Raw genomic sequence first — 19391 nt, 5'->3', positions numbered from 1 at the left:
TATTTCGGACTACCAAAGTTATCATTTAAACTATAATCTTTGCAATCATCATGAAAAAATAATCGCATTGAATTACGAAATCCGAATGGTCATTAAGTAAAATAGATTTGATTTTAGCATAAAAACTTAGCATTAATATGGAAACAAAACCAAAATGGACGCAGGAAGAAGTTGTCGCTTTATACAACAAACCAATAATGGACCTGCTTTATGATGCGGCATCAATACATCGGAAATATCATGACCCCAACAAAGTACAAGTGTCCACATTGATATCAATAAAAACAGGTGGGTGCCCCGAAGACTGCGCCTATTGTCCCCAGGCCGCACGTTACCATACGAATGTAAAAGCGGAAGGCTTAATGAGTGTAGAGCAGGTAAAAGAGCAGGCACTGGCGGCCAAAGCTGGAGGTAGCTCAAGGATCTGTATGGGGGCCGCCTGGCGCAATGTTAAAGATGGCCCTGAGTTTGACCATGTACTTGATATGGTCCGAACACTGAATAAACTTGACATGGAAGTCTGCTGCACGCTAGGAATGCTGACCGAAAACCAAGCACAACGCCTTTCAGAAGCTGGACTATACGCCTACAACCACAACCTCGATTCCTCTGCCGATTACTATAAGGAAATTATCTCGACCAGAAGCTATGATGATCGCCTTCAAACAATCGAAAATGTACGTAAAACAAATATAACCGTATGTAGTGGTGGTATTATTGGGATGGGAGAAAGTATAGACGACCGTGCCGCGATGTTGATCACACTTGCTTCACTCATCCCACAACCCGAATCGGTACCGATCAATGCTCTCGTTCCTGTAAGCGGTACTCCAATGGAAGTCATGGAAACAGTTTCGATATGGGAAATGGTACGCATGGTGGCTACAGCCCGAATTTTATTGCCCACCACACAAGTTCGCCTTTCTGCAGGACGTACCAACATGAGTAAAGAAGGGCAAGCTTTATGCTTTTTCGCGGGAGCCAATTCGATTTTCTCAGGCGACAAACTCCTCACCACGCCCAATCCCGATGTCAATGAAGACATGGACATGTTTAAAACATTAGGTTTGGTACCACAACAGCCATTCGAGAAAAAAAATCAACCCGAAACCATCGCAACTGAGATGGCGCATTACCATGATCTTGGTGAAAGACCAAAATGGTCAAGACCCGAACATAAAATCCAGCGCAATATCGCTAAGCAGCAAAACAAATAACAGCAGCAAAACAAATAACAAAACTAATTCGGCAGACCATCATGGAAAGAGAAGAAATCAACCAACACGACCTTATCGATGATTTTGATAAAAAGCATCTATGGCATCCGTATACAACCATGACAAATCCCTTACCGGCCTACAAAGTTAAACGGGCAGATGGTTGTATAATCGAGTTGGAAAATGGACAGCAGCTTATAGATGGTATGTCCTCTTGGTGGTGCGCCATCCATGGCTACAATCACCCCGTCCTTAACGCCGCGGTCACAGCACAGCTCAGCAGCATGTCACACATGATGTTTGGTGGACTTACGCACGAACCAGCAATTGCTCTCGGTAAAATACTGCTTGACATCATCCCTACTCCACTCAACAAAATATTTTATGCCGACTCGGGTTCTGTTGCGGTAGAAGTTGCGCTTAAAATGGCTATTCAATACTGGGTCTCACAGAAAAAGACCAATAAAACAAACTTTGTCACGGTTCGTTCTGGGTACCATGGTGATACCTGGAACGCGATGTCGGTCTGTGATCCCATTACTGGCATGCACCGCATCTTTGACAGTTCTTTACCCAAACGCTATTTTGCCCCTGCCCCAAAAATAGGGTTTGAGCAAGAATGGGATGCCAATGACATCCAACCCTTGGCAGACCTGATCTGCTCACACAAGGATGAATTGGCCGCTCTCATCCTTGAACCTATCGTCCAGGGAGCCGGTGGAATGCGTTTTTACCATCCGGAGTACTTGCGTCAGGCAGCACACCTCTGCAAAGAAAATCAACTTCTTTTAATCTTTGATGAAATTGCTACCGGGTTTGGGCGCACGGGTAAGCTCTTTGCCTGGGAGCATGCCGGAATAGTGCCCGATATCATGTGTATCGGCAAAGCCTTGACTGGTGGCTATATGACGCTATCCGCCGTGATCACTTCAGATCATGTTGCGAATACAATCTCCAACGGTACACCAGGTACGTTTATGCACGGGCCAACTTTTATGGCCAACCCTTTGGCTTGCGCTGTAGCCCACGCTTCCATCAAACTACTATTGGCAACGGACTGGAAAGCGAAAGTAACGTTAATCGAAGAACAATTGAGACGGGAACTTAGCGCTGCAACAGCGCTGCCCCAAGTCGAGGAGCTCAGAATTCTAGGTGCAATTGCAGTCATCGAGATGAAAAACTCCGTCGATCTATCCAGCATACAACAGCGGTTTATCGAAGAGGGAATTTGGGTAAGGCCATTCGGAAAACTTATTTATATCATGCCCCCTTTTATCATAAATGAAGGTGAGCTTCACAAGTTAACACAGGCATTGCTAGCCGTAATCAGCACAGTCCAATGATTGAAAACAGCCTAATCCAGCGCATTGAAGATGAATTATTTACCCTTGAAAAACAAGGGAATAAACGAAAACTTCCCCTTATCACACAACAGGATAACACAGCACAGGAGCATGTTAAAGAGCGTTACAACCTCTCGTCGAACGATTATCTTGGACTTGCGACAGATCAGATACTTCGTCAAGAATTCCTAAACTCGGTCACAAAAGATAATGCTGTATTCAGCGCTTCCTCTTCGCGTCTACTCACAGGAAACCATGCACGCTATACGCAATTGGAAACAATGTTGTGCCAAATGTTTGGTACGGAGAGTGCATTGGTCTTTAACAGCGGCTATCATATGAATGTAGGCATACTTCCTGCAGTTTGTGATACGCAGACATTAATTCTCGCCGATAAGGGTGTCCACGCAAGCCTAATTGACGGCATCCGACTATCCAATGCAACCTGCTACAGGTACCGGCATTCCGATTATACGCACTTAACGCATTTATTGACAAAATATGCCCATCGCTTCACATGCATCATCATCGTCACAGAAAGTATTTTTAGCATGGATGGTGATTGCACGGACCTCAACTATCTGGTCAGTCTAAAACAACGTTTCCCCAATACCTTACTTTATGTCGATGAAGCTCACGCCGTAGGGGTACGCGGAATACAGGGACTTGGCTGCGCAGAAGAACAGCAATGTATTGCCGATATTGATTTCCTGACAGGCACTTTCGGAAAAGCTTTAGCATCGGTTGGTGGCTACCTGCTATGTAAGGAACCAATCCGAAATTATTTGATCAATAAGGCACGTACACTACTTTTTACAACAGCGTTGCCTCCAATCAATCTATTATGGACTGTGTTTATTTTGGAACGCTTAAGTGACTTTACAGACCGGCGCCAACAGCTGCACAAAAATAGCCTATTGCTCAAACAGCACATAATTGCCAAAGGCTTTAATTGTCCGTCAGAGAGTCATATTCTACCGGTCATTATCGGTAATAACAAGGAAACGGTACTGAAAGCAGAAGACCTGCAGCGAAAGGGATTTTACGTGCTTCCCATACGCCCGCCCACAGTACCAGAAGGAACGTCAAGAATCCGAATTTCATTGACAGCAACAATGACATCGTCCATGATCAAACAACTCGCAGCAAGCTTATGATACTTAAAAGAATCACTCCTAAAAGGGTCACTCCCGTCGATAATTTGCCAAGGCAGCATCTTCAGGCAAAATCCAACGAAAAACTACTGTTATTCTTTGCAGGCTGGGGCATGGATGAACATCCTTTTTTGCACTATTCCCCAGTCAGCAAAGATCTCATTGTTGCCCATAGTTATACGGATTTACTGTTGGACACAAGTCTACTGGCAGGTTACCAGGAAATTGAGGTTTTCGCCTGGTCTATGGGGGTATGGGCGGCATCAATGGTACTGCCCGAACTTCAAAACAGCAATTACCCCATCAGCACATGTACTGCAATCAATGGAACACCATTTCCAATAGATGACGAAAAAGGAATTCCTAGCCAGTTATTTAAAGGAACATTGGATACACTGAGCAATAAAACGTTGGAAAAATTCAGATTACGCATGTGTGGTTCCAAGACCCTTTTTAACTACTTTCTTGAAAGAGCCCCCCAACGCGACATCGAAGACCTCCGTTCAGAGCTCATCGCGATTGAAAAAACAGCTGGTGCAAAATCAGCAGCGGCATTCCAATGGCATCAGATATATATAGGCAAAGAAGATCGAATCTTCAACTTAGAGAATCAAAAACGCGCCTGGCCCGGTACTGCATATACGATAATCGATGCTACTCATTATCCCGAACAATTATTTAAGCACCTTTTAAGATGATCATCATGATGGACAAACAAAGGATTAGATCCCGTTTCGCTAAAGCGGCATCTAACTATCAGTCGGCAGCGATCGCCCAATATGAAATAGCAAAAAAAATGATCAGGTTGATGCAGGAGAACATACAGATAAGACCACAAAAAGTATTGGAAATTGGCTGCGGAACAGGGCTTTTTTCGCGGTTAATCTTACAGCATATCAAACCAAAAAAAATGGTTTTAAATGATATCTGTCCAGAAATGATGCCCGAAGTATTGGATATTTTGACATCGTCGCACACGTTCATCTGTGCTGACGCAGAAACTTATGCTTTTCCCAAAGACATCAATCTAATCGCGTCCTGTTCTACGATTCAGTGGTTCAACAATCCTCACGCTTTCTTTGAAAGCTGTTATGGATCCCTTCCGGATTCCGGTATCCTTGCCTTCAGCACTTTTGGACATGACAATATGCACGAGATCAATGCAACAGCACATGTGGGACTAACATATCGATCTAAATCGGAACTTATCGCAGAACTTTTAGCGTTGAATTATAAGATCCTCGTTGCACAAGAAGAACATTTAAAACTACACTTTGAAAGCCCACTACAAGTTCTTGTTCACCTGAAACAAACCGGGGTAACGGGAATAAAAAATCACCGGTGGACAAAAGGCACACTTCGGGCTTTCTGTGATAAGTATACATCGCACTATGGGACAGAAGAGGGCGTTTCCCTAACCTACCATCCCATCTATATTATTGCAATAAAAAGCAACAGCTGAGCACTTCAATTACAAACAGTCGAACAACCTACAAAAGAAATACAGCAATGAATGAAAATATCTATTTTGTTTCCGGCATAGATACCGGGATAGGAAAAAGTTATGCAACTGGCCTCCTCGCGAAACAATGGAATACAAGCGGTATACGCACCATTACCCAAAAGCTTGTACAAACTGGAAATACAACTATTTCTGAAGACATCGTCCTCCATCGCCAACTCATGGAAATCCCATTAACAGCAGAAGATCATCAGAAAATTACGATGCCGGAGATTTTCACCTACCCCGCCTCCCCTCATCTAGCAGCACGCCTGGATAATCGTGAAATTGACTTTAAAAAGATCAGACAGGCTAGCTTAACATTAAGCCAACGCTACGACGCTGTTCTTATTGAGGGTGCAGGTGGGTTGATGGTTCCATTAAGAGAAGATTATCTGATTATCGATTACATCCAAGAAATGCAGTATCCGCTTATTTTTGTCACCTCTGGAAAATTAGGGAGTATCAACCATACCTTACTAAGTCTGGAAGCGATCACCAAGCGCAAGATCAATCTACATACCTTGGTTTACAATACATTCCCCGTTCATAAAGACCGCACGATAAGTACTGATACGGAGTTGTATCTTCGTCGTTATATAGAAACAAACTATCCGGAGACCTTATTTGTTCGCGTGTAAATAAGGTCAAGCTGTTACTATTGATAGATATATAGCAACAGCAGGGAACCCATTCAATAAGAATTGACCGCCATCCCTGCTGAAACAGTACAGATTATGCTAATAATGGATCAGTTGTACACTCAACACCCGTTTCCAATCGCCCTGCGAGCTGAATGACGAAACTGCTGTCTCCCTTGATTCGTACAGCAATATCATACCAATTTCCTTGACTTTCAACATCCAGGATCAATGGAACTTCTTCGGCGGGAGCTATTTCTTTCGTTGTGGCATATTTTCCATAGCTAAGGCTCTCGACAACTACGGTTACCCGCTGGTCACCCTTGTTCCTAAGTCTCAACTGCAGTTTCCCTGTCGCCGCCTGAGTTAGCGCTTTCAGTTCCGGAGAAACGGTAGCCTCTAGTGCTGCATCTCCTTTTTGTCCAGAAAATTTTCGATAAAAACCATTTGGACCATGTAATTCAAAAGCATAGCGATCTCCTTCAAATCGTGCCAGGTCCCACTGATATGCCAAACGATCACCGGCCTTCACCGCAAAATTCCAATTACGGTAGGTTTCACTTTGCCCCTGTTCATCACGATATTCCAACGGACTATAAACGTTGAAGGCTGTACCTGCGGTCCTTTTTCCGAAAAACTTGCTGTCTACAGTCATCGTTAGATGAAACACTCCGTCTTTCACAAAGCCCACCGCATCATGCGCATAAGGCAATGGCAAAGATTTACGAATCCCCCGCTCCTGTATTCGGTCAAATCCCGGAATCCATCCGTTTTTAGTCGCGAGATCAGGATCTTTGACCTCAACAAAGCCTCGCGGATCATCTTTGAACTGCGCATTGTATATCGTTTCGATATACTGATTCCTATCAAGAAAAGGGAGTTGTTCCTTTTGCTGAGTAAAAGGTGTAAAAGCGGTTGTCAAATCACCACAGATTGTTCTACGCCATGCACTGATGTTTTCCAAATGCATATTCTTGTTCAGCTTTTTGTTAAAGAAAGATTCCAAAAATTGCAAAGTAGACGTATGATCAAATACCTGAGAGCAAACCTTACCACCTCGTGACCAAGGCGACGCAATATACATGGGAACACGAAAACCTAGGCCCACAGCCCCTTCGCGTGCTTGCTTTTTAGGAATCCCCTGTTTTAGCTCATTTTCTAAACGAACCATCTCCACCTCCGTATCGATCCCAGGAGAACATGCCCCTGTATCTTTCTTCTTTAAATCAGGTACAAGGAAAGGTTTAACATGATCATAGTAACCATCGTTTTCATCATAGGTAATGATAAAAATAGTTTTTTTCCAAACCTCAGGGTTCTTTGTTAAGATATCTAAAACTTCAGATACATACCAAGCTCCATACCAGGGCGCACTCGGGTGGTCCGAGAAATTCTGTGGGCCGGCCAACCAGGATACCGCAGGCAATTTACCAGTATCAACGTCTTTGCGAAATTGATAAAGAATATCGCCTTTTGGGACTTCCAGCGCAGCTTTTTTCCCCTGTGCCTTAAAATTTAACGTATCAAGCGACCTGTAATTGTTGTCCCCTTTGTTTACCGTAAACGCCCGCTCATTTAATGATTTCGTAAAATCACTTAGCTTTTTATAATTGTTTGGATTGAATTCCTTTAGTTCGGTCTCCGCTCGCTCAAGTGCCTCACTTTTTTTGCGAATATCAGCGCGTATCTTTTCGGCTTGTTCTTCGGAAGAAGGAGACTTCTCTTCCAACTTGGAAATCTGCATGGGCAAATCCCGAACCTGTGTTTCTAGGCTTTTGATATAGTTCTCCTTAAATTTAACTTGATAAGCCTGAAAAAACTCCAGCAGATTACACCCAAAATTGGATAGCCATGCCCTTTCCTGTCCAGAAAACCCGCCGCCACAGCTTGTCTCATTTTGATAAAAACGCCAGTTAATGCCATTCTTTTCAAGCAATTCCGGAAAAGTTTCCCAGGTCATTTTACCATAGCCAAAGTCATCATTCCGAATATTCGCTTTTTGCAGACCATCTTTCATCTCTGTAATCTTACCCGTCCAGAAAAAGGAACGGTTAGGCGTAGTGCTGGTCATGCCCGAGCAAAAATTCTGATCACATACTGTAAAAGCATCCGCTAAGGCATAATGAAAGGGCAAATCTTCACGTGTAAAATACCCCAATGTTAAGGGCATAGCCGCATATTGTTTATTCCCTGATTGCTTCGATAACAGCCAATGATCGTAACGACCTTGGTTAAAGGCATCCACCTGGCTTGCACGACTATGTGGAAGAGAACCCATCCAGGTCACTTTACTTTCCTTCAGGTTTAATCGGAAAGGAGCATACGTTTTTCCCTCTTTATCCGTTTGATACCATACGGGTAAACCGTTCGGTAAACGTATCGAACGTGGATCATTGAAACCCCGAACTCCCGAAAGACTACCTAGCGTATGATCAAAGGATCGGTTCTCCTGCATCAGGATGACGATATGTTCGGCATCTAAAAAACTACTTCCTGGGTCAGGGTCTATGGCAAAGGCTTTCTGGATCGATGCGGGCATGAAGCTGGCAATACCTGCTGCTCCTGAAAATAGTAGGGTCTTTCGTAGGAATTCTCTTCTGGTTTCCATAACACTTATTTATAATTTCGATTTGAATCTACTTAGATTTCTTTTTGTTTCATATTTCTTCGTGTAAATCTTATGTTACCAAATTAAGTACGAAGAAAACATCTCTTTGATTGGATGACAAAAATTTGTTTATTTTTACGAAAAGACAACAGATATAAATATGGTGGACATTTTGCTGCTCGAAGACGACAAGGTACTCTCTAAAGAGATCCGATCTTTTCTATTAAGCCAGGGCTTTACCTGTGATCAAGCCTTTGATGGAATTGATTTTTTGGCCAAAACACACCAGAAGAAATATGGTTTTTATCTATTGGACATCAATGTCCCCAAAATCAATGGATTGGAAATCTGTAAAAAGATAAGAAGCCATGACGCCTTTACACCAATTATTATTCTCTCGGCATACGATGATATAGATGATAAAAAGGAGGCATTTCTACGGGCTGCTGATGACTATTTGGTTAAACCTTTCGTCTTAGATGAATTGCTGATGCGCATCTATTCCCTATTGCGTCGGCAACAGCATAGCGAAAGCAATGAAACAAAAACACTGGTAGTCGATGATCTGATCATTTATCCTGATGAGGCCCGTGTATTACGTGCAAATGAAGAAATTAATCTTACTCAAAAGGAATTTCAGCTGCTGCTTATCTTAGCACAGGCAAAGGGCCGCACCCTGTCCAAGCAACATATATCGGAGGAAGTATGGCAAAATCAATTTCAGACAACACAGAATACAATTGAAGTTTATATCAACTTTTTGCGTAAGAAGATTGATAAAAACTTTGAGAATAAACTGATCCATACAAGACCTGGCTTTGGTTATTACCTATCGGCAGAAAAATGAATTTAAAGAAGAAAATAGCGATTAGCTTTAGCATTGCATTCTCCGTCCTTTTCGGTATGGCGATGTTGATTATCTACTATGCTAGTTTCGATTTTCGGAAAGATCAATTTCGCCAGCGACTGATTGATAAATTGGACAATATTTCCCATTATATCGCCAGTAACCCCTATTTCAACCGCCAGTCTTACAAAAACTATTTTCACGATGACGAAGATGGCCTTTTCTATGAAGATGTTATCATCCTTGACAAAAACAAACAGCTCGTCTTCAGTACCGTAAAGGATCAGACCATTACCTGGAATGCTTCGATTGTCAATCGGCTAAATCAGGAAAAACAGATCTTCTACTATCAGGACCAATATGAAACGCTGGCCAAATATTATCGCATCAACGGTTTACCTTATTATATTATCGTAAAAGCACAGGATTACTCTGGAAATGAAAAAATGGACCATCTTGCGCTCGTCCTAACAATATTATTTGTCCTGAGCGCTGTTCTGGTCTGGATATTTAGTTATAACCTCATCCAGCGCCTATTGATCCCACTCGATAAATTAAAAGACAATATTACGCAGATTAATGCCAGTAAACTTACCAAACCTGTCGAGTATACCGGTCATACCGATGAGATTGCTGTACTAACCCGAGCATTTAATACCATGCTGCTGCGGCTTTCGGCTGCTTTCGAATCGCAGAAAGAGTTTAATTCCAGCGCCTCCCACGAGCTGCGAACACCGCTTGCCCGAATGTCCTTTCAGCTGGAGAACCTCTATCATCAAAATCAGCTGAGTGAAGACGTGAAGCAGGTCTTACGTAACATATCCAAGGAAACCTTACATCTTTCGGAGGTAACCGATTCGCTGATGTTACTTTCAAAGTTCGACTCTGAGCGTTTGAAAATGACCTATAAGGAAGAGCGGATCGATGAAATTATCTTTATGGCCTATGAAAAAGTAGCCAAGGTATTCCCCGACCTGCAACTGGATTTTTCAATCGGTGGGATCGAAGATCCAAAACTTAGTATTTTCTGTTCCGCACAATTGATTGAAATTGCTTTTGTGAATTTATTTAAAAATGCTGCGCTCTACTCCGATACCAGAGAGGTAAAGGTGATGATTGTAGAATCAACCTTCGAACTCAAGGTACTTGTCAGCAATACTGGTCCGGCCTTGAGCACAATCGACCAAAAGCGGATTTTCGATGCGTTCAGCCGCGGAGAGAACGCAAGTGAAACAACAGGATCAGGCTTAGGGCTACGTATCGTTCAGCGTATCATGCAATCGCATCAAGCAACGATAGCATATCAGGCAGATCTAAAACAATCTACGCATACTTTTGTATTACTATTTAAATTGTTTCTCAACCAGAGAGGTTAGTTGCAAAAATCGCTCCAAATTAACCAGAAGCCATTAAGCAACAAGTAGATACATTTATTAACCGTGCATTAGGCTTCTTACCTACCTGAAAAACATGCTAATTTTAAGCTTTTTTTAAGCATTTATTAAGGGGCTTTTAATATTCGACCAGTTATTTTGTTACACAAGTTTTGATAAACATGACAAAGAAACCTTTAATATTTTTATTGCTTTTCAATAGCATGGCTTTTGCTCAACAAAAACCGCCACAAGCAGATTACACGAGCATTCATGAAAGTACACGTGGGAATAAGCAAAGTGATGTCTCGGGAAAACAGATGACACTGCAGGAATGCGAAGAAGCATTCGTCAGCAAGAACCTTTCCCTCCTGGCGCAACAATATGACATCAGCCAAGCAGAGGCTGACGTCATACAAGCCAAAATATGGGATCTACCACAATTGCAGTTATCTGCCAATGCCTACGATCCACAGAACAAAAAAACATTTCATATTGGTCAATCCAAGGAAGCGAGCGTATCCCAATTGATTTATCTCGGTGGAAAAAAGAAGAATGAGGTGGAATTTGCTAAATCAAATGTTGAACTTGCTAAATTACAGTTCAGTCAATTGCTAGCAAGCCTCCGTGCGCAGCTACGTACAACCTTCTACTCGCTCTACTTTGAGCAACATAAATTGGCGGATATTAAAATCCAGTTGGATTACCTAAATAATCTACTTGCAGCTTATAAAGAGCAAGGAAAAAAAGGAAATGTTTCTTTAAAAGATCAAGTTCGTCTTCAAACAATGGCCATCGATCTCAACAACGAAAAAACAACAGCGATCAATAATAGCATCAATCTACAGCAGCAATTACGTGTGCTTATTTCCAGTCAGGAAGATGTATTACCGAAGTTAACAGATCAAGAAGCAGATCAGGAACTTGCCGTAAAGCCAACTATGGCTTTGGACAAAATCTATCAATTGGCCTTGGAAAACAATGCCGATTATCAATTTGCCTTAAAGACCGCTGAAAGCTCACAGTTATTTACAAAATGGCAACAGTCTTTAAATACACCTGATATTAACCTTGGCCTTTCCTACAGCCAGAACGGGGGGGTATTCCACAATGAAGTCAATGTTACAGCCGCCATTCCGATCCCGTTGTGGAAACAAAATAAAGGAAATGTTATCAAAGCTAAATACGCCGAAGAAGAGGCAAAGAAAAATATTGAAGTCCAACGGCAGCTATTGGAGTCACAGATCCGTTCCAACTATCAGTCATGGGAAAATCAATATAATCAATATTTTACCATTACTTCAGACGACCTTCACAACATCGCTGTGGTCTATGATGGCATATTCAATAATTTTAAAAAAGGGAATATTTCTTTAGTTGAGTTCACTGATTTTATGGACAGCTATCGCATATCTATTCTTAAGTTATACGATATGAAAAAGGAAATTATTCTCAACGCCGAACAATTAAACTACCTGGCTCAAACTTCTATATTCAATTCAACTCATGTCAACTAAAAAATTTCTTATAGCCACTGTAGCAATAGTGCTACTTTACTCTTGCCAAAATCATAAAGAAACAGATAATGCAACCATTGTCAAAGGTTTCGAAATTAGTGAGACGATGCTTAAATCGACAAGTTTTGCTACGGTAAAAAAAGAAAATGTGACCGAAGAACTCAACTTTTTTGGAAAGATATCGGCCGATCAAAACAATTACATCGATATTTTCCCACTCGTTGGAGGGAATGTTGTCTCCGTGAATGTTTCTTTGGGTGATTATGTCCATAAAGGTCAGGTATTGGCAACAATCAGAAGTACGGAAGTCGCTGGTATACAAAAGGATCTTTCGGATGCCAAAACCGATGTATTACTCGCCGAGAAAAACTACCGTGTAGCTGAAGATATGTATAACGGAAAATTGAGCACAGATAAAGACATGCTGGAGGCAAAAGGACAATTAACCAAAGCCAAAGAGCAGCTACGCCGTTCAGAGGCTGTCAGTCAGATTTACAATGTCCGTACAGGCAATATTTATTCGGTCGTATCTCCAATCGATGGTTACATCGTCCAAAAGAACATCAATAAGGACATGCAGTTGCGTAGTGACCGCAGCGACAACATCTTTGATGTGGCCAATACAAAAGATGTATGGGCAATTCTTAATGTCAACGAAACGGATATCGACAAGATTAGTATGGGCATGCCCGCTATTGTGTCTACCCTGAGCTACCCGGACAAAAAATTCCAGGGCAGTATCGATAAAATCTTTAAGATCATCGATCCGCAGACGAATTCAATGCAGGCACGGGTGGTACTAGACAATAAGGATGGTCTACTTATTCCGGATAGTAAAGCGACCATTAAAGTATTGCATCGCTCCAATACGGAAGCGCTCGCAGTTCCTTCTGATGCGGTCATTTTCGATCAAAACAAATATTTCGTATTAATCTATAAATCCCAAAATGATATTAAGATTCGCGAAATACTGCCGATCAAACAAAACGAAGGAACAACCTATATGGCTACGGGACTACAGGAAGGTGAAAAAGTTGTTGTCAACAATAAACTTTTGATCTATAGAGCACTGAATAATTAATCCGTCTTAGCATTTACACGAATGAACAAATTCATTAAAAATATCATTGCCTTTTCCATTAAAAATAAAGCATTTACCTTTATTTGGGTCGGTATTTTGGCTATTGCTGGTTTCATTAGCTTTAAAAGCATGCCTATTGAGGCATTTCCTGATGTAACCAATACACAAATAACCATCATTACCCAATGGAATGGAAGAAGTGCGGAGGAAGTCGAACGTTTTGTAACGACACCAATCGAACTGGGCATGAGTCCAGTTCAAAAGAGAACAAGTATACGGAGCACCACCATGTTTGGCCTCTCCATTGTTAAAATCATCTTTGATGATGGTATTGACGACACTTTTGCACGCAACCAGGTCAACAACCTCATGCGGTCTGTGAGCCTGCCCGACAATGTCGACCCTGAAGTACAACCCCCTTATGGCCCCACAGGAGAGATATTCCGTTATACATTACATAGCGATCAACGTAATTCACGCGACCTCCTTACTTTGCAGACCTGGGTCATTGACCGCGCTTTACGCGGTGTTCCAGGTGTAGCAGATATCAACGTTTTTGGCGGACAGGATTTGGTTTACGAAATCAGTACTGACCCTATCAAACTAGACAAATTTAATCTGACCCCTTTGCAGGTATTTGATGCTGTCAGCAAAAGTAACCTGAATGTCGGTGGAGATGTCATCGAAAAAAGTGGCCAGTCCTACGTCGTACGCGGTATTGGTTTGGTCAACTCAATCAATGATATCGAAAACATCACTGTAATCAACCAAAAAGGAAATCCTGTCTTTGTTAAAAATGTAGCCGAAGTAAGAGAAAGCGCGATGCCCCGCGTGGGCCAAGCCGGTTTTGGTAAAAATGATGATGTGGTAGCAGGAACCATCGTAATGCGGAAAGGCGAAAATCCAAGAGAGGTTTTAACTGCTGTAAAAGCGAAAATAGACGAGCTCAACAACAAAATCCTTCCCAAGGATGTCAAAATGCAAACCTTCTATGACCGTGACAATCTCATGGATTTCACGACCCATACCGTTATGCATAACTTGATCGAGGGTATTGTACTCGTCACCTTAATGGTATTGCTTTTTATGGCAGATTGGCGCACTACGGTCATCGTTTCCATTATCATACCGCTCGCATTACTTTTTGCCTTTCTATGCCTTAAACTAGCAGGCATGAGTGCCAACTTGCTTTCTCTGGGCGCTGTAGACTTTGGTATTATCATCGACGGTGCAGTCGTCATGGTTGAAGGGATATTTGTCATGTTGGACCACCAAGCCCATAAGCTGGGCATGGAGAAATTCAACAAAATGGCCAAAGCAGGTTGGATCAAACAGACAGGAACAGGCTTGGGGAAAGCAATCTTTTTCTCCAAGCTGATTATCATCACCTCATTGATGCCCATATTCTCCTTCCAAAAAGTAGAAGGAAAAATGTTCTCTCCACTGGCCTTTACCCTGGGTTTTGCTTTACTGGGTGCATTACTGTTTACCTTGACACTCGTTCCCGCTTTATCGCATATTCTGCTCAATAAAAATGTGAAAGAAAGACACAATCCATTTGTTGAATTCTGGAATAGAATTGTCGCCAAGGGTTTTGGATTTACATTCCGAAACAAGCGTCTGAGTATGATCGTTGCGATTACTTTACTAGCTGCAGTCTTATTTTCTGCAAAATTTTTAGGAACAGAATTTTTACCGACATTAAATGAAGGGTCTCTTTGGGTTACTGCCGAGATGCCTATGAGCACTTCTTTACGTGAATCGGTTAAAACAACCAAACTGTTAAAGAGTACTTTGGAAACCTTTCCTGAAGTCACCGGCGTACTGTCGCAAACAGGACGGAGCAACGATGGTACCGACCCCAATGGCTTTGGCTTTGTTCAGTTTGCTGTGGCCCTAAAACCTAAAGAGGAATGGACCCGTAAAATCACCATGGATCAGCTGATCGAAGAGATGGACCATAAACTCAAACAATTTCAGGGTATTACCTATAACTATTCACAGCCTATTTCGGATAATGTCGCCGAAGCCGTTGCTGGTTTCAAGGCCGAAAACGGCATCAAGATCTTTGGCGATAACCTCGCGACCTTAGACCGCCTGGCGAAAGAAGTTTATGCACAGGTCAAAGGTATTCAAGGCATTAAAGAACCCGGTATTATTCTCAATATTGGTCAGCCCGAAGTGAGTGTGGTATTGGATCGGACCCGTATGGCAGCTTTCAACGTTCTACCGGCAGATGCACAGGCGGTACTGGAAATGGCCTTCGGCGGAAAGACCGCTTCCATTTTGTACGATGGTGAACGCAAATTCAACATTCGCCTACGCTACGCACCCGAATATCGGAAAACAGAAAAAGATATTGCACAGCTGATGGTTCCATGTGGTGATGGCACATTAATTCCTTTGAAAAGTATCGCGACCATTGAAAAAGATAATGGTGCTGCTTTTATCTATCGCGACAACATCAAACGCTATATCGGCATCAAATTTTCCATCCGCGACCGTGACTTAGGAAGCACCATTGCTGAAGCACAACAAAAAGTAAGTAAAATTAAGCTTCCGGAAGGATATTCCATTGGCTGGACTGGACAATTTGAAAATCAGCAACGTGCTACACATCGTTTAGCACAGGTGGTACCAATCAGTTTGATCGTCATTTTCTTCCTATTGTTTATTCTATTCGGGAATATCAAGGATTCGCTGCTCGTATTGGCCAACGTTCCGTTTGCTTTGATCGGAGGAATTATTGCCTTGCACGTTACAGGTATGAATTTTGGAATTTCGGCTGGAGTAGGTATGATTGCATTATTCGGGATATGTATCCAGAATGGAGTTATCCTGATCTCGGAATTCCATCAGAACAAGAAGGAAGGTCTACCCAATGACCAATCGATTTACAAAGGTGTAAAATCGCGAACACGACCTGTTGTCATGACAGCTCTGATGGCTTCCATCGGACTATTGCCGGCTGCATTATCGACCGGTATAGGTTCGGAATCACAAAAACCTTTGGCGATCGTCATCATTGGAGGACTAATCTCAGCGACGATATTGACGTTGTTGGTATTTCCAATCATCTACGATATCTTCAACAGAAAAGAAAAGGTACAACAAACAATCGCTGAATAATGTTGTCCATATTTTATATTATATACTTAGACCATTAAAAGGTCATCGATACTGCCCCACGCTGTGAAACGACAGGGCAGTATCATTTTTTTATGATACTTTTGATGTAACATTTGTATCTATTCCGGCTTAAAAATTTCAAAAACAATAAAAAGCCCTTAAGTTTACAACAAATTACCTTCCAAAAAGCAGCTGCTGCTTTTTGGATCACACAAACAAACAAATATTTATGACTATTCTCACCTTTACAATCATCCTTCTCCTGGGTGCTTTTGTAGCAGGACTCTTAGGATCCCTGACAGGCTTAGGCGGAGGGGTCGTTGTCATCCCTTTATTAACTCTTCTATTTCATGTCGACATCCGTTATGCCATTGGAGCAGCCTTGCTTGCCTCCATCGCCACATCATCCGGTGCCGCGACAGCTTATGTCAAGGAAGGCATCACCAACATCCGACTTGGGATGTTTCTTGAAATTGCAACTACCATTGGAGCAGTGATCGGCGCTGTTATTGCCATTTACATGCCTACGAATACCATTGCAATCATCTTTGGTGTTGTACTTATCTTCTCTGCGGCTATGACGGTACGTAAGAAAAACGAACACGCACTTTCCGGCGGTTCGGTCCTGGCAGAAAAATTGAAGCTGAACAGTACCTATCCTGCTGATGGCAAATTAATTCCATACAAACTTACCAACATAGCCGGAGGCTTCTCTTTGATGGGGATTGCAGGAATACTTTCTGGATTATTGGGCATTGGTTCCGGCTCCCTTAAAGTACTAGCAATGGACAGCATGATGAAAATTCCATTTAAAGTCAGTACCACAACGAGCAACTTTATGATCGGTGTCACCGCAGCGGCTTCTGCAGTGGTCTATCTACAAAGAGGCTATATGGATCCAGGTATTGCTTTTCCAGTTATCCTAGGCGTATTATGCGGCGCCATTACAGGATCCAAGCTCTTAAAACGGATGAATCCGAAGACTTTACGCATTATTTTCGCCGTCGCCATTACATTGGTGGCCTTGGAAATGATCTTCAACGGATTCCAGCATAAATTCTAAAAACGGTAGTTTACACGATTTAGAATTTTAGGTTTGTAACGTCCTTCCGCTAGACGATGAAGGACATAACTACTCAAAATGAAACAAGTATTTTCGAAACACTATTGGGGAGACAAGGACATCTCACTTTTGGTAGGGCAAATTTTACGTATTGGCGTTATACTCGCCTCCTCTATTCTTATCCTTGGCGGTATCTTCTACCTCATTGTTCATGGACAGGATACCGTACCGAATTACAGAGATTTTGTCGGTGAGGGGAATTCCAACACAACAATTACCGGAATTATTACCGGGGCCTTTAGCCGAAATATTCCACAGGTTATACAGTTAGGTGTACTTCTATTGATTTGCACCCCTATTGTACGCGTGATCGGCTCGTTATTTGGGTTTGTCATCGAGAAGGACAGGCTTTACATTATTATCACATTGATTGTATTAACAGTCATTATAGGCAGTATACTCAGCGGAATCAAGGGATAATAAGGCTTTATCTCTTGATTCGCCGCCAGGCCGATTTTTCCAGTGCGTATTCAAAATTTTTACGTTCAGGTTCGTTCACATAGCTGACCATCTTTTCAGCCACTTTAATTGCGCCCAAGCGCTCAACTGCTGTCTGAGAACGATAATTTTCAGCCCCTACATGCAGGTAAATTCGATCCACAAAATTGAAGGCAAAATCAAACATCATCTCTTTGACCAATGGATTGATGCCTGCACCCCAATATGCACGGGCATAAAACGTATACCCAACAAAAATCGATTTTTCCGCTTCATCAAGCCCATAATACCGCGTACTGCCAATGCAGGCACCACTTTCCTTATCGAAGATTAAATAAGCAGACTTACTTGCCAAGGCACCTTCAAAAAATAGGCGAAAAACATCTTCCTTCCAGCGGTCCTTATTGGGATGCTGTTCCCAGATCAAGGGATCTCTGGCAACTTGATATAGCGTATCAAAATCCGCTGGTTCTATGATTCGTAATACGACCTTATCGTTTTCAAGGGTATTGGGTGCAACAAACTTCATGAGACATATTTTAGTTTTAGCAATCAAAATATTTTAAATCCTACAGAAGATACCAATTATTGATGAAACTATTTGAATTACGGCAATATCCAGTCAAATATTACACCAAAATGTTGATTTCATCACTGTTTTGATCAAATTGAATAAAAGCAATAGCCAGCAACTGAATTATTTTAACTTAGAATTGATAGGAATCAAACAGCTTGTTAAATTAGCATTGCAAAATTTTGTATTTTACAGCCAAATGGAACAATTCAAGGAATTTGTAAAACAACGCATTGATGTCACTGAGGAAGAACTGAATGACATCGTTTCACGTTATCAGGTAAGGAAAATAAAGAAAAAAGAATACTTTCTCCGGGCCGGCGAGGTGTGCCACCATGAAGCATACGTGATCAGCGGTTTATTTAAATCATTCTATGTCACCGCGGATGGGATCGAACACATTCTACAGTTTGCAATTGAAGATTGGTGGATCGGCGATATTGCCAGCTTTAATTATCAGGAGCCAGCGCTTCAAAATATCCAGGCTTTGGAAAACGCTGTGGTACTTACACTGTCAAAAAAAAATAAAGACAAACTATACGAAGATCATCCAATCTTTGAGAAACTCTCCAGGATAATGGCCCAACGTGCACAAATAGCATCGCAGCACCGTATTATCTCGAGCATAGGTTTTACAGCACAAGAGCGGTATCTGGATTTCATCAAAAGGTACCCTAAAATCTATCCGCGGATCTCCAATATGCAATTAGCATCCTATCTTGGCGTCACACAAGAGTTTCTAAGCCGTCTAAAAAGACAAATATTAAAGCCGAATCGAAATTCTTGACCTACATCAATTTTTTCGTTGTTAGTTTATCCCACCTTTGCAGAAGCTTGTTCAAACA

General features: G+C 42.0%; 16 protein-coding genes. 14 read left to right on the top strand and 2 right to left on the bottom strand.

Annotated elements, in window-relative coordinates:
* The first annotated feature begins 137 nt into the window (after positions 1–137).
* The 6 genes from bioB to bioD are packed head-to-tail and all read left to right on the top strand — an operon-like array spanning position 138 to position 5856.
* Entirely contained in the window at positions 138–1217 is a 1080-nt protein-coding gene (bioB, locus tag B4N43_RS25030) for a biotin synthase BioB (RefSeq protein ID WP_286736889.1), read from the top strand.
* A gap of 41 nt (positions 1218–1258) precedes the next feature.
* Positions 1259–2560 (top strand): adenosylmethionine--8-amino-7-oxononanoate transaminase, encoded by a 1302-nt coding sequence (gene bioA / locus B4N43_RS25025; RefSeq protein WP_286736887.1) that lies wholly within the window; start codon positions 1259–1261, stop codon positions 2558–2560.
* Positions 2557–3717: an 8-amino-7-oxononanoate synthase gene (locus tag B4N43_RS25020; RefSeq protein ID WP_286736885.1), complete on the top strand. Its 1161-nt coding sequence runs from the start codon at positions 2557–2559 to the stop codon at positions 3715–3717. The genes bioA and B4N43_RS25020 overlap by 4 nt, the downstream gene beginning before the upstream one ends.
* Entirely contained in the window at positions 3714–4412 is a 699-nt protein-coding gene (locus B4N43_RS25015) for a pimeloyl-ACP methyl esterase BioG family protein (protein ID WP_286736883.1), read from the top strand. The genes B4N43_RS25020 and B4N43_RS25015 overlap by 4 nt, the downstream gene beginning before the upstream one ends.
* Before the next feature lie 5 nt (positions 4413–4417).
* A complete protein-coding gene (gene bioC / locus B4N43_RS25010) occupies positions 4418–5176 on the top strand; it encodes a malonyl-ACP O-methyltransferase BioC (protein ID WP_286736881.1) in 759 nt (252 codons plus the stop codon).
* Between the two features lie 47 nt (positions 5177–5223).
* The gene (gene bioD, locus B4N43_RS25005) at positions 5224–5856 is read left to right on the top strand and encodes a dethiobiotin synthase (RefSeq protein WP_153846823.1); all 633 of its coding nucleotides are present in this window, start codon (positions 5224–5226) and stop codon (positions 5854–5856) included.
* Between the two features lie 94 nt (positions 5857–5950).
* Here bioD and B4N43_RS25000 read toward each other — a convergent pair whose 3' ends face one another.
* Entirely contained in the window at positions 5951–8464 is a 2514-nt protein-coding gene (locus B4N43_RS25000) for a phosphocholine-specific phospholipase C (protein ID WP_286736879.1), read from the bottom strand.
* 160 nt (positions 8465–8624) lie between these two features.
* On the opposite strand from B4N43_RS25000, the gene B4N43_RS24995 reads away from it, so the two are divergent.
* From B4N43_RS24995 to B4N43_RS24965, 7 genes are all read left to right on the top strand, one after another.
* On the top strand, positions 8625–9311 hold the full coding sequence (locus tag B4N43_RS24995) for a response regulator transcription factor (RefSeq protein ID WP_201667286.1): 687 nt from the start codon (positions 8625–8627) through the stop codon (positions 9309–9311).
* Entirely contained in the window at positions 9308–10687 is a 1380-nt protein-coding gene (locus B4N43_RS24990) for a HAMP domain-containing sensor histidine kinase (RefSeq protein WP_286736876.1), read from the top strand. The genes B4N43_RS24995 and B4N43_RS24990 overlap by 4 nt, the downstream gene beginning before the upstream one ends.
* Positions 10688–10866: 179 nt before the next feature.
* On the top strand, positions 10867–12201 hold the full coding sequence (locus tag B4N43_RS24985) for a TolC family protein (protein ID WP_286736873.1): 1335 nt from the start codon (positions 10867–10869) through the stop codon (positions 12199–12201).
* A complete protein-coding gene (locus B4N43_RS24980) occupies positions 12191–13282 on the top strand; it encodes an efflux RND transporter periplasmic adaptor subunit (RefSeq protein ID WP_286736870.1) in 1092 nt (363 codons plus the stop codon). Before B4N43_RS24985 ends, B4N43_RS24980 begins: the two co-directional genes overlap by 11 nt.
* A gap of 21 nt (positions 13283–13303) precedes the next feature.
* On the top strand, positions 13304–16411 hold the full coding sequence (locus B4N43_RS24975) for an efflux RND transporter permease subunit (protein ID WP_286736868.1): 3108 nt from the start codon (positions 13304–13306) through the stop codon (positions 16409–16411).
* A gap of 229 nt (positions 16412–16640) precedes the next feature.
* Positions 16641–17474, top strand: coding sequence for a sulfite exporter TauE/SafE family protein (locus B4N43_RS24970; protein ID WP_075994080.1), 834 nt, complete (start codon positions 16641–16643; stop codon positions 17472–17474).
* Between the two features lie 78 nt (positions 17475–17552).
* On the top strand, positions 17553–17954 hold the full coding sequence (locus B4N43_RS24965; RefSeq protein ID WP_088162863.1) for a DUF1634 domain-containing protein: 402 nt from the start codon (positions 17553–17555) through the stop codon (positions 17952–17954).
* Positions 17955–17961: 7 nt separating this feature from the next.
* Here B4N43_RS24965 and B4N43_RS24960 read toward each other — a convergent pair whose 3' ends face one another.
* The gene (locus B4N43_RS24960; RefSeq protein WP_182984419.1) at positions 17962–18501 is read right to left on the bottom strand and encodes a GNAT family N-acetyltransferase; all 540 of its coding nucleotides are present in this window, start codon (positions 18499–18501) and stop codon (positions 17962–17964) included.
* 244 nt (positions 18502–18745) lie between these two features.
* Between B4N43_RS24960 and B4N43_RS24955 the strand changes: the two genes are divergently transcribed.
* Positions 18746–19333, top strand: coding sequence for a Crp/Fnr family transcriptional regulator (locus B4N43_RS24955; RefSeq protein ID WP_145328318.1), 588 nt, complete (start codon positions 18746–18748; stop codon positions 19331–19333).
* The last annotated feature ends 58 nt before the right edge of the window (positions 19334–19391 follow it).

The organism is Sphingobacterium sp. UBA1897, assembly GCF_002337775.1.
GTDB lineage: Bacteria > Bacteroidota > Bacteroidia > Sphingobacteriales > Sphingobacteriaceae > Sphingobacterium > Sphingobacterium siyangense.
Note: the sequence above shows the minus strand (reverse complement) of the source record. Positions and strands in the feature narration are given on the sequence as shown.

Coding starts and splice junctions, on each gene's coding strand:
- bioB (WP_286736889.1), top strand. CDS start 138: ATGGAAACAAAACCAAAATGGACGCAGGAAGAAGTTGTCGCTTTATAC.
- bioA (WP_286736887.1), top strand. CDS start 1,259: ATGGAAAGAGAAGAAATCAACCAACACGACCTTATCGATGATTTTGAT.
- B4N43_RS25020 (WP_286736885.1), top strand. CDS start 2,557: ATGATTGAAAACAGCCTAATCCAGCGCATTGAAGATGAATTATTTACC.
- B4N43_RS25015 (WP_286736883.1), top strand. CDS start 3,714: ATGATACTTAAAAGAATCACTCCTAAAAGGGTCACTCCCGTCGATAAT.
- bioC (WP_286736881.1), top strand. CDS start 4,418: ATGATGGACAAACAAAGGATTAGATCCCGTTTCGCTAAAGCGGCATCT.
- bioD (WP_153846823.1), top strand. CDS start 5,224: ATGAATGAAAATATCTATTTTGTTTCCGGCATAGATACCGGGATAGGA.
- B4N43_RS25000 (WP_286736879.1), bottom strand. CDS start 8,464: ATGGAAACCAGAAGAGAATTCCTACGAAAGACCCTACTATTTTCAGGA.
- B4N43_RS24995 (WP_201667286.1), top strand. CDS start 8,625: ATGGTGGACATTTTGCTGCTCGAAGACGACAAGGTACTCTCTAAAGAG.
- B4N43_RS24990 (WP_286736876.1), top strand. CDS start 9,308: ATGAATTTAAAGAAGAAAATAGCGATTAGCTTTAGCATTGCATTCTCC.
- B4N43_RS24985 (WP_286736873.1), top strand. CDS start 10,867: ATGACAAAGAAACCTTTAATATTTTTATTGCTTTTCAATAGCATGGCT.
- B4N43_RS24980 (WP_286736870.1), top strand. CDS start 12,191: ATGTCAACTAAAAAATTTCTTATAGCCACTGTAGCAATAGTGCTACTT.
- B4N43_RS24975 (WP_286736868.1), top strand. CDS start 13,304: ATGAACAAATTCATTAAAAATATCATTGCCTTTTCCATTAAAAATAAA.
- B4N43_RS24970 (WP_075994080.1), top strand. CDS start 16,641: ATGACTATTCTCACCTTTACAATCATCCTTCTCCTGGGTGCTTTTGTA.
- B4N43_RS24965 (WP_088162863.1), top strand. CDS start 17,553: ATGAAACAAGTATTTTCGAAACACTATTGGGGAGACAAGGACATCTCA.
- B4N43_RS24960 (WP_182984419.1), bottom strand. CDS start 18,501: ATGAAGTTTGTTGCACCCAATACCCTTGAAAACGATAAGGTCGTATTA.
- B4N43_RS24955 (WP_145328318.1), top strand. CDS start 18,746: ATGGAACAATTCAAGGAATTTGTAAAACAACGCATTGATGTCACTGAG.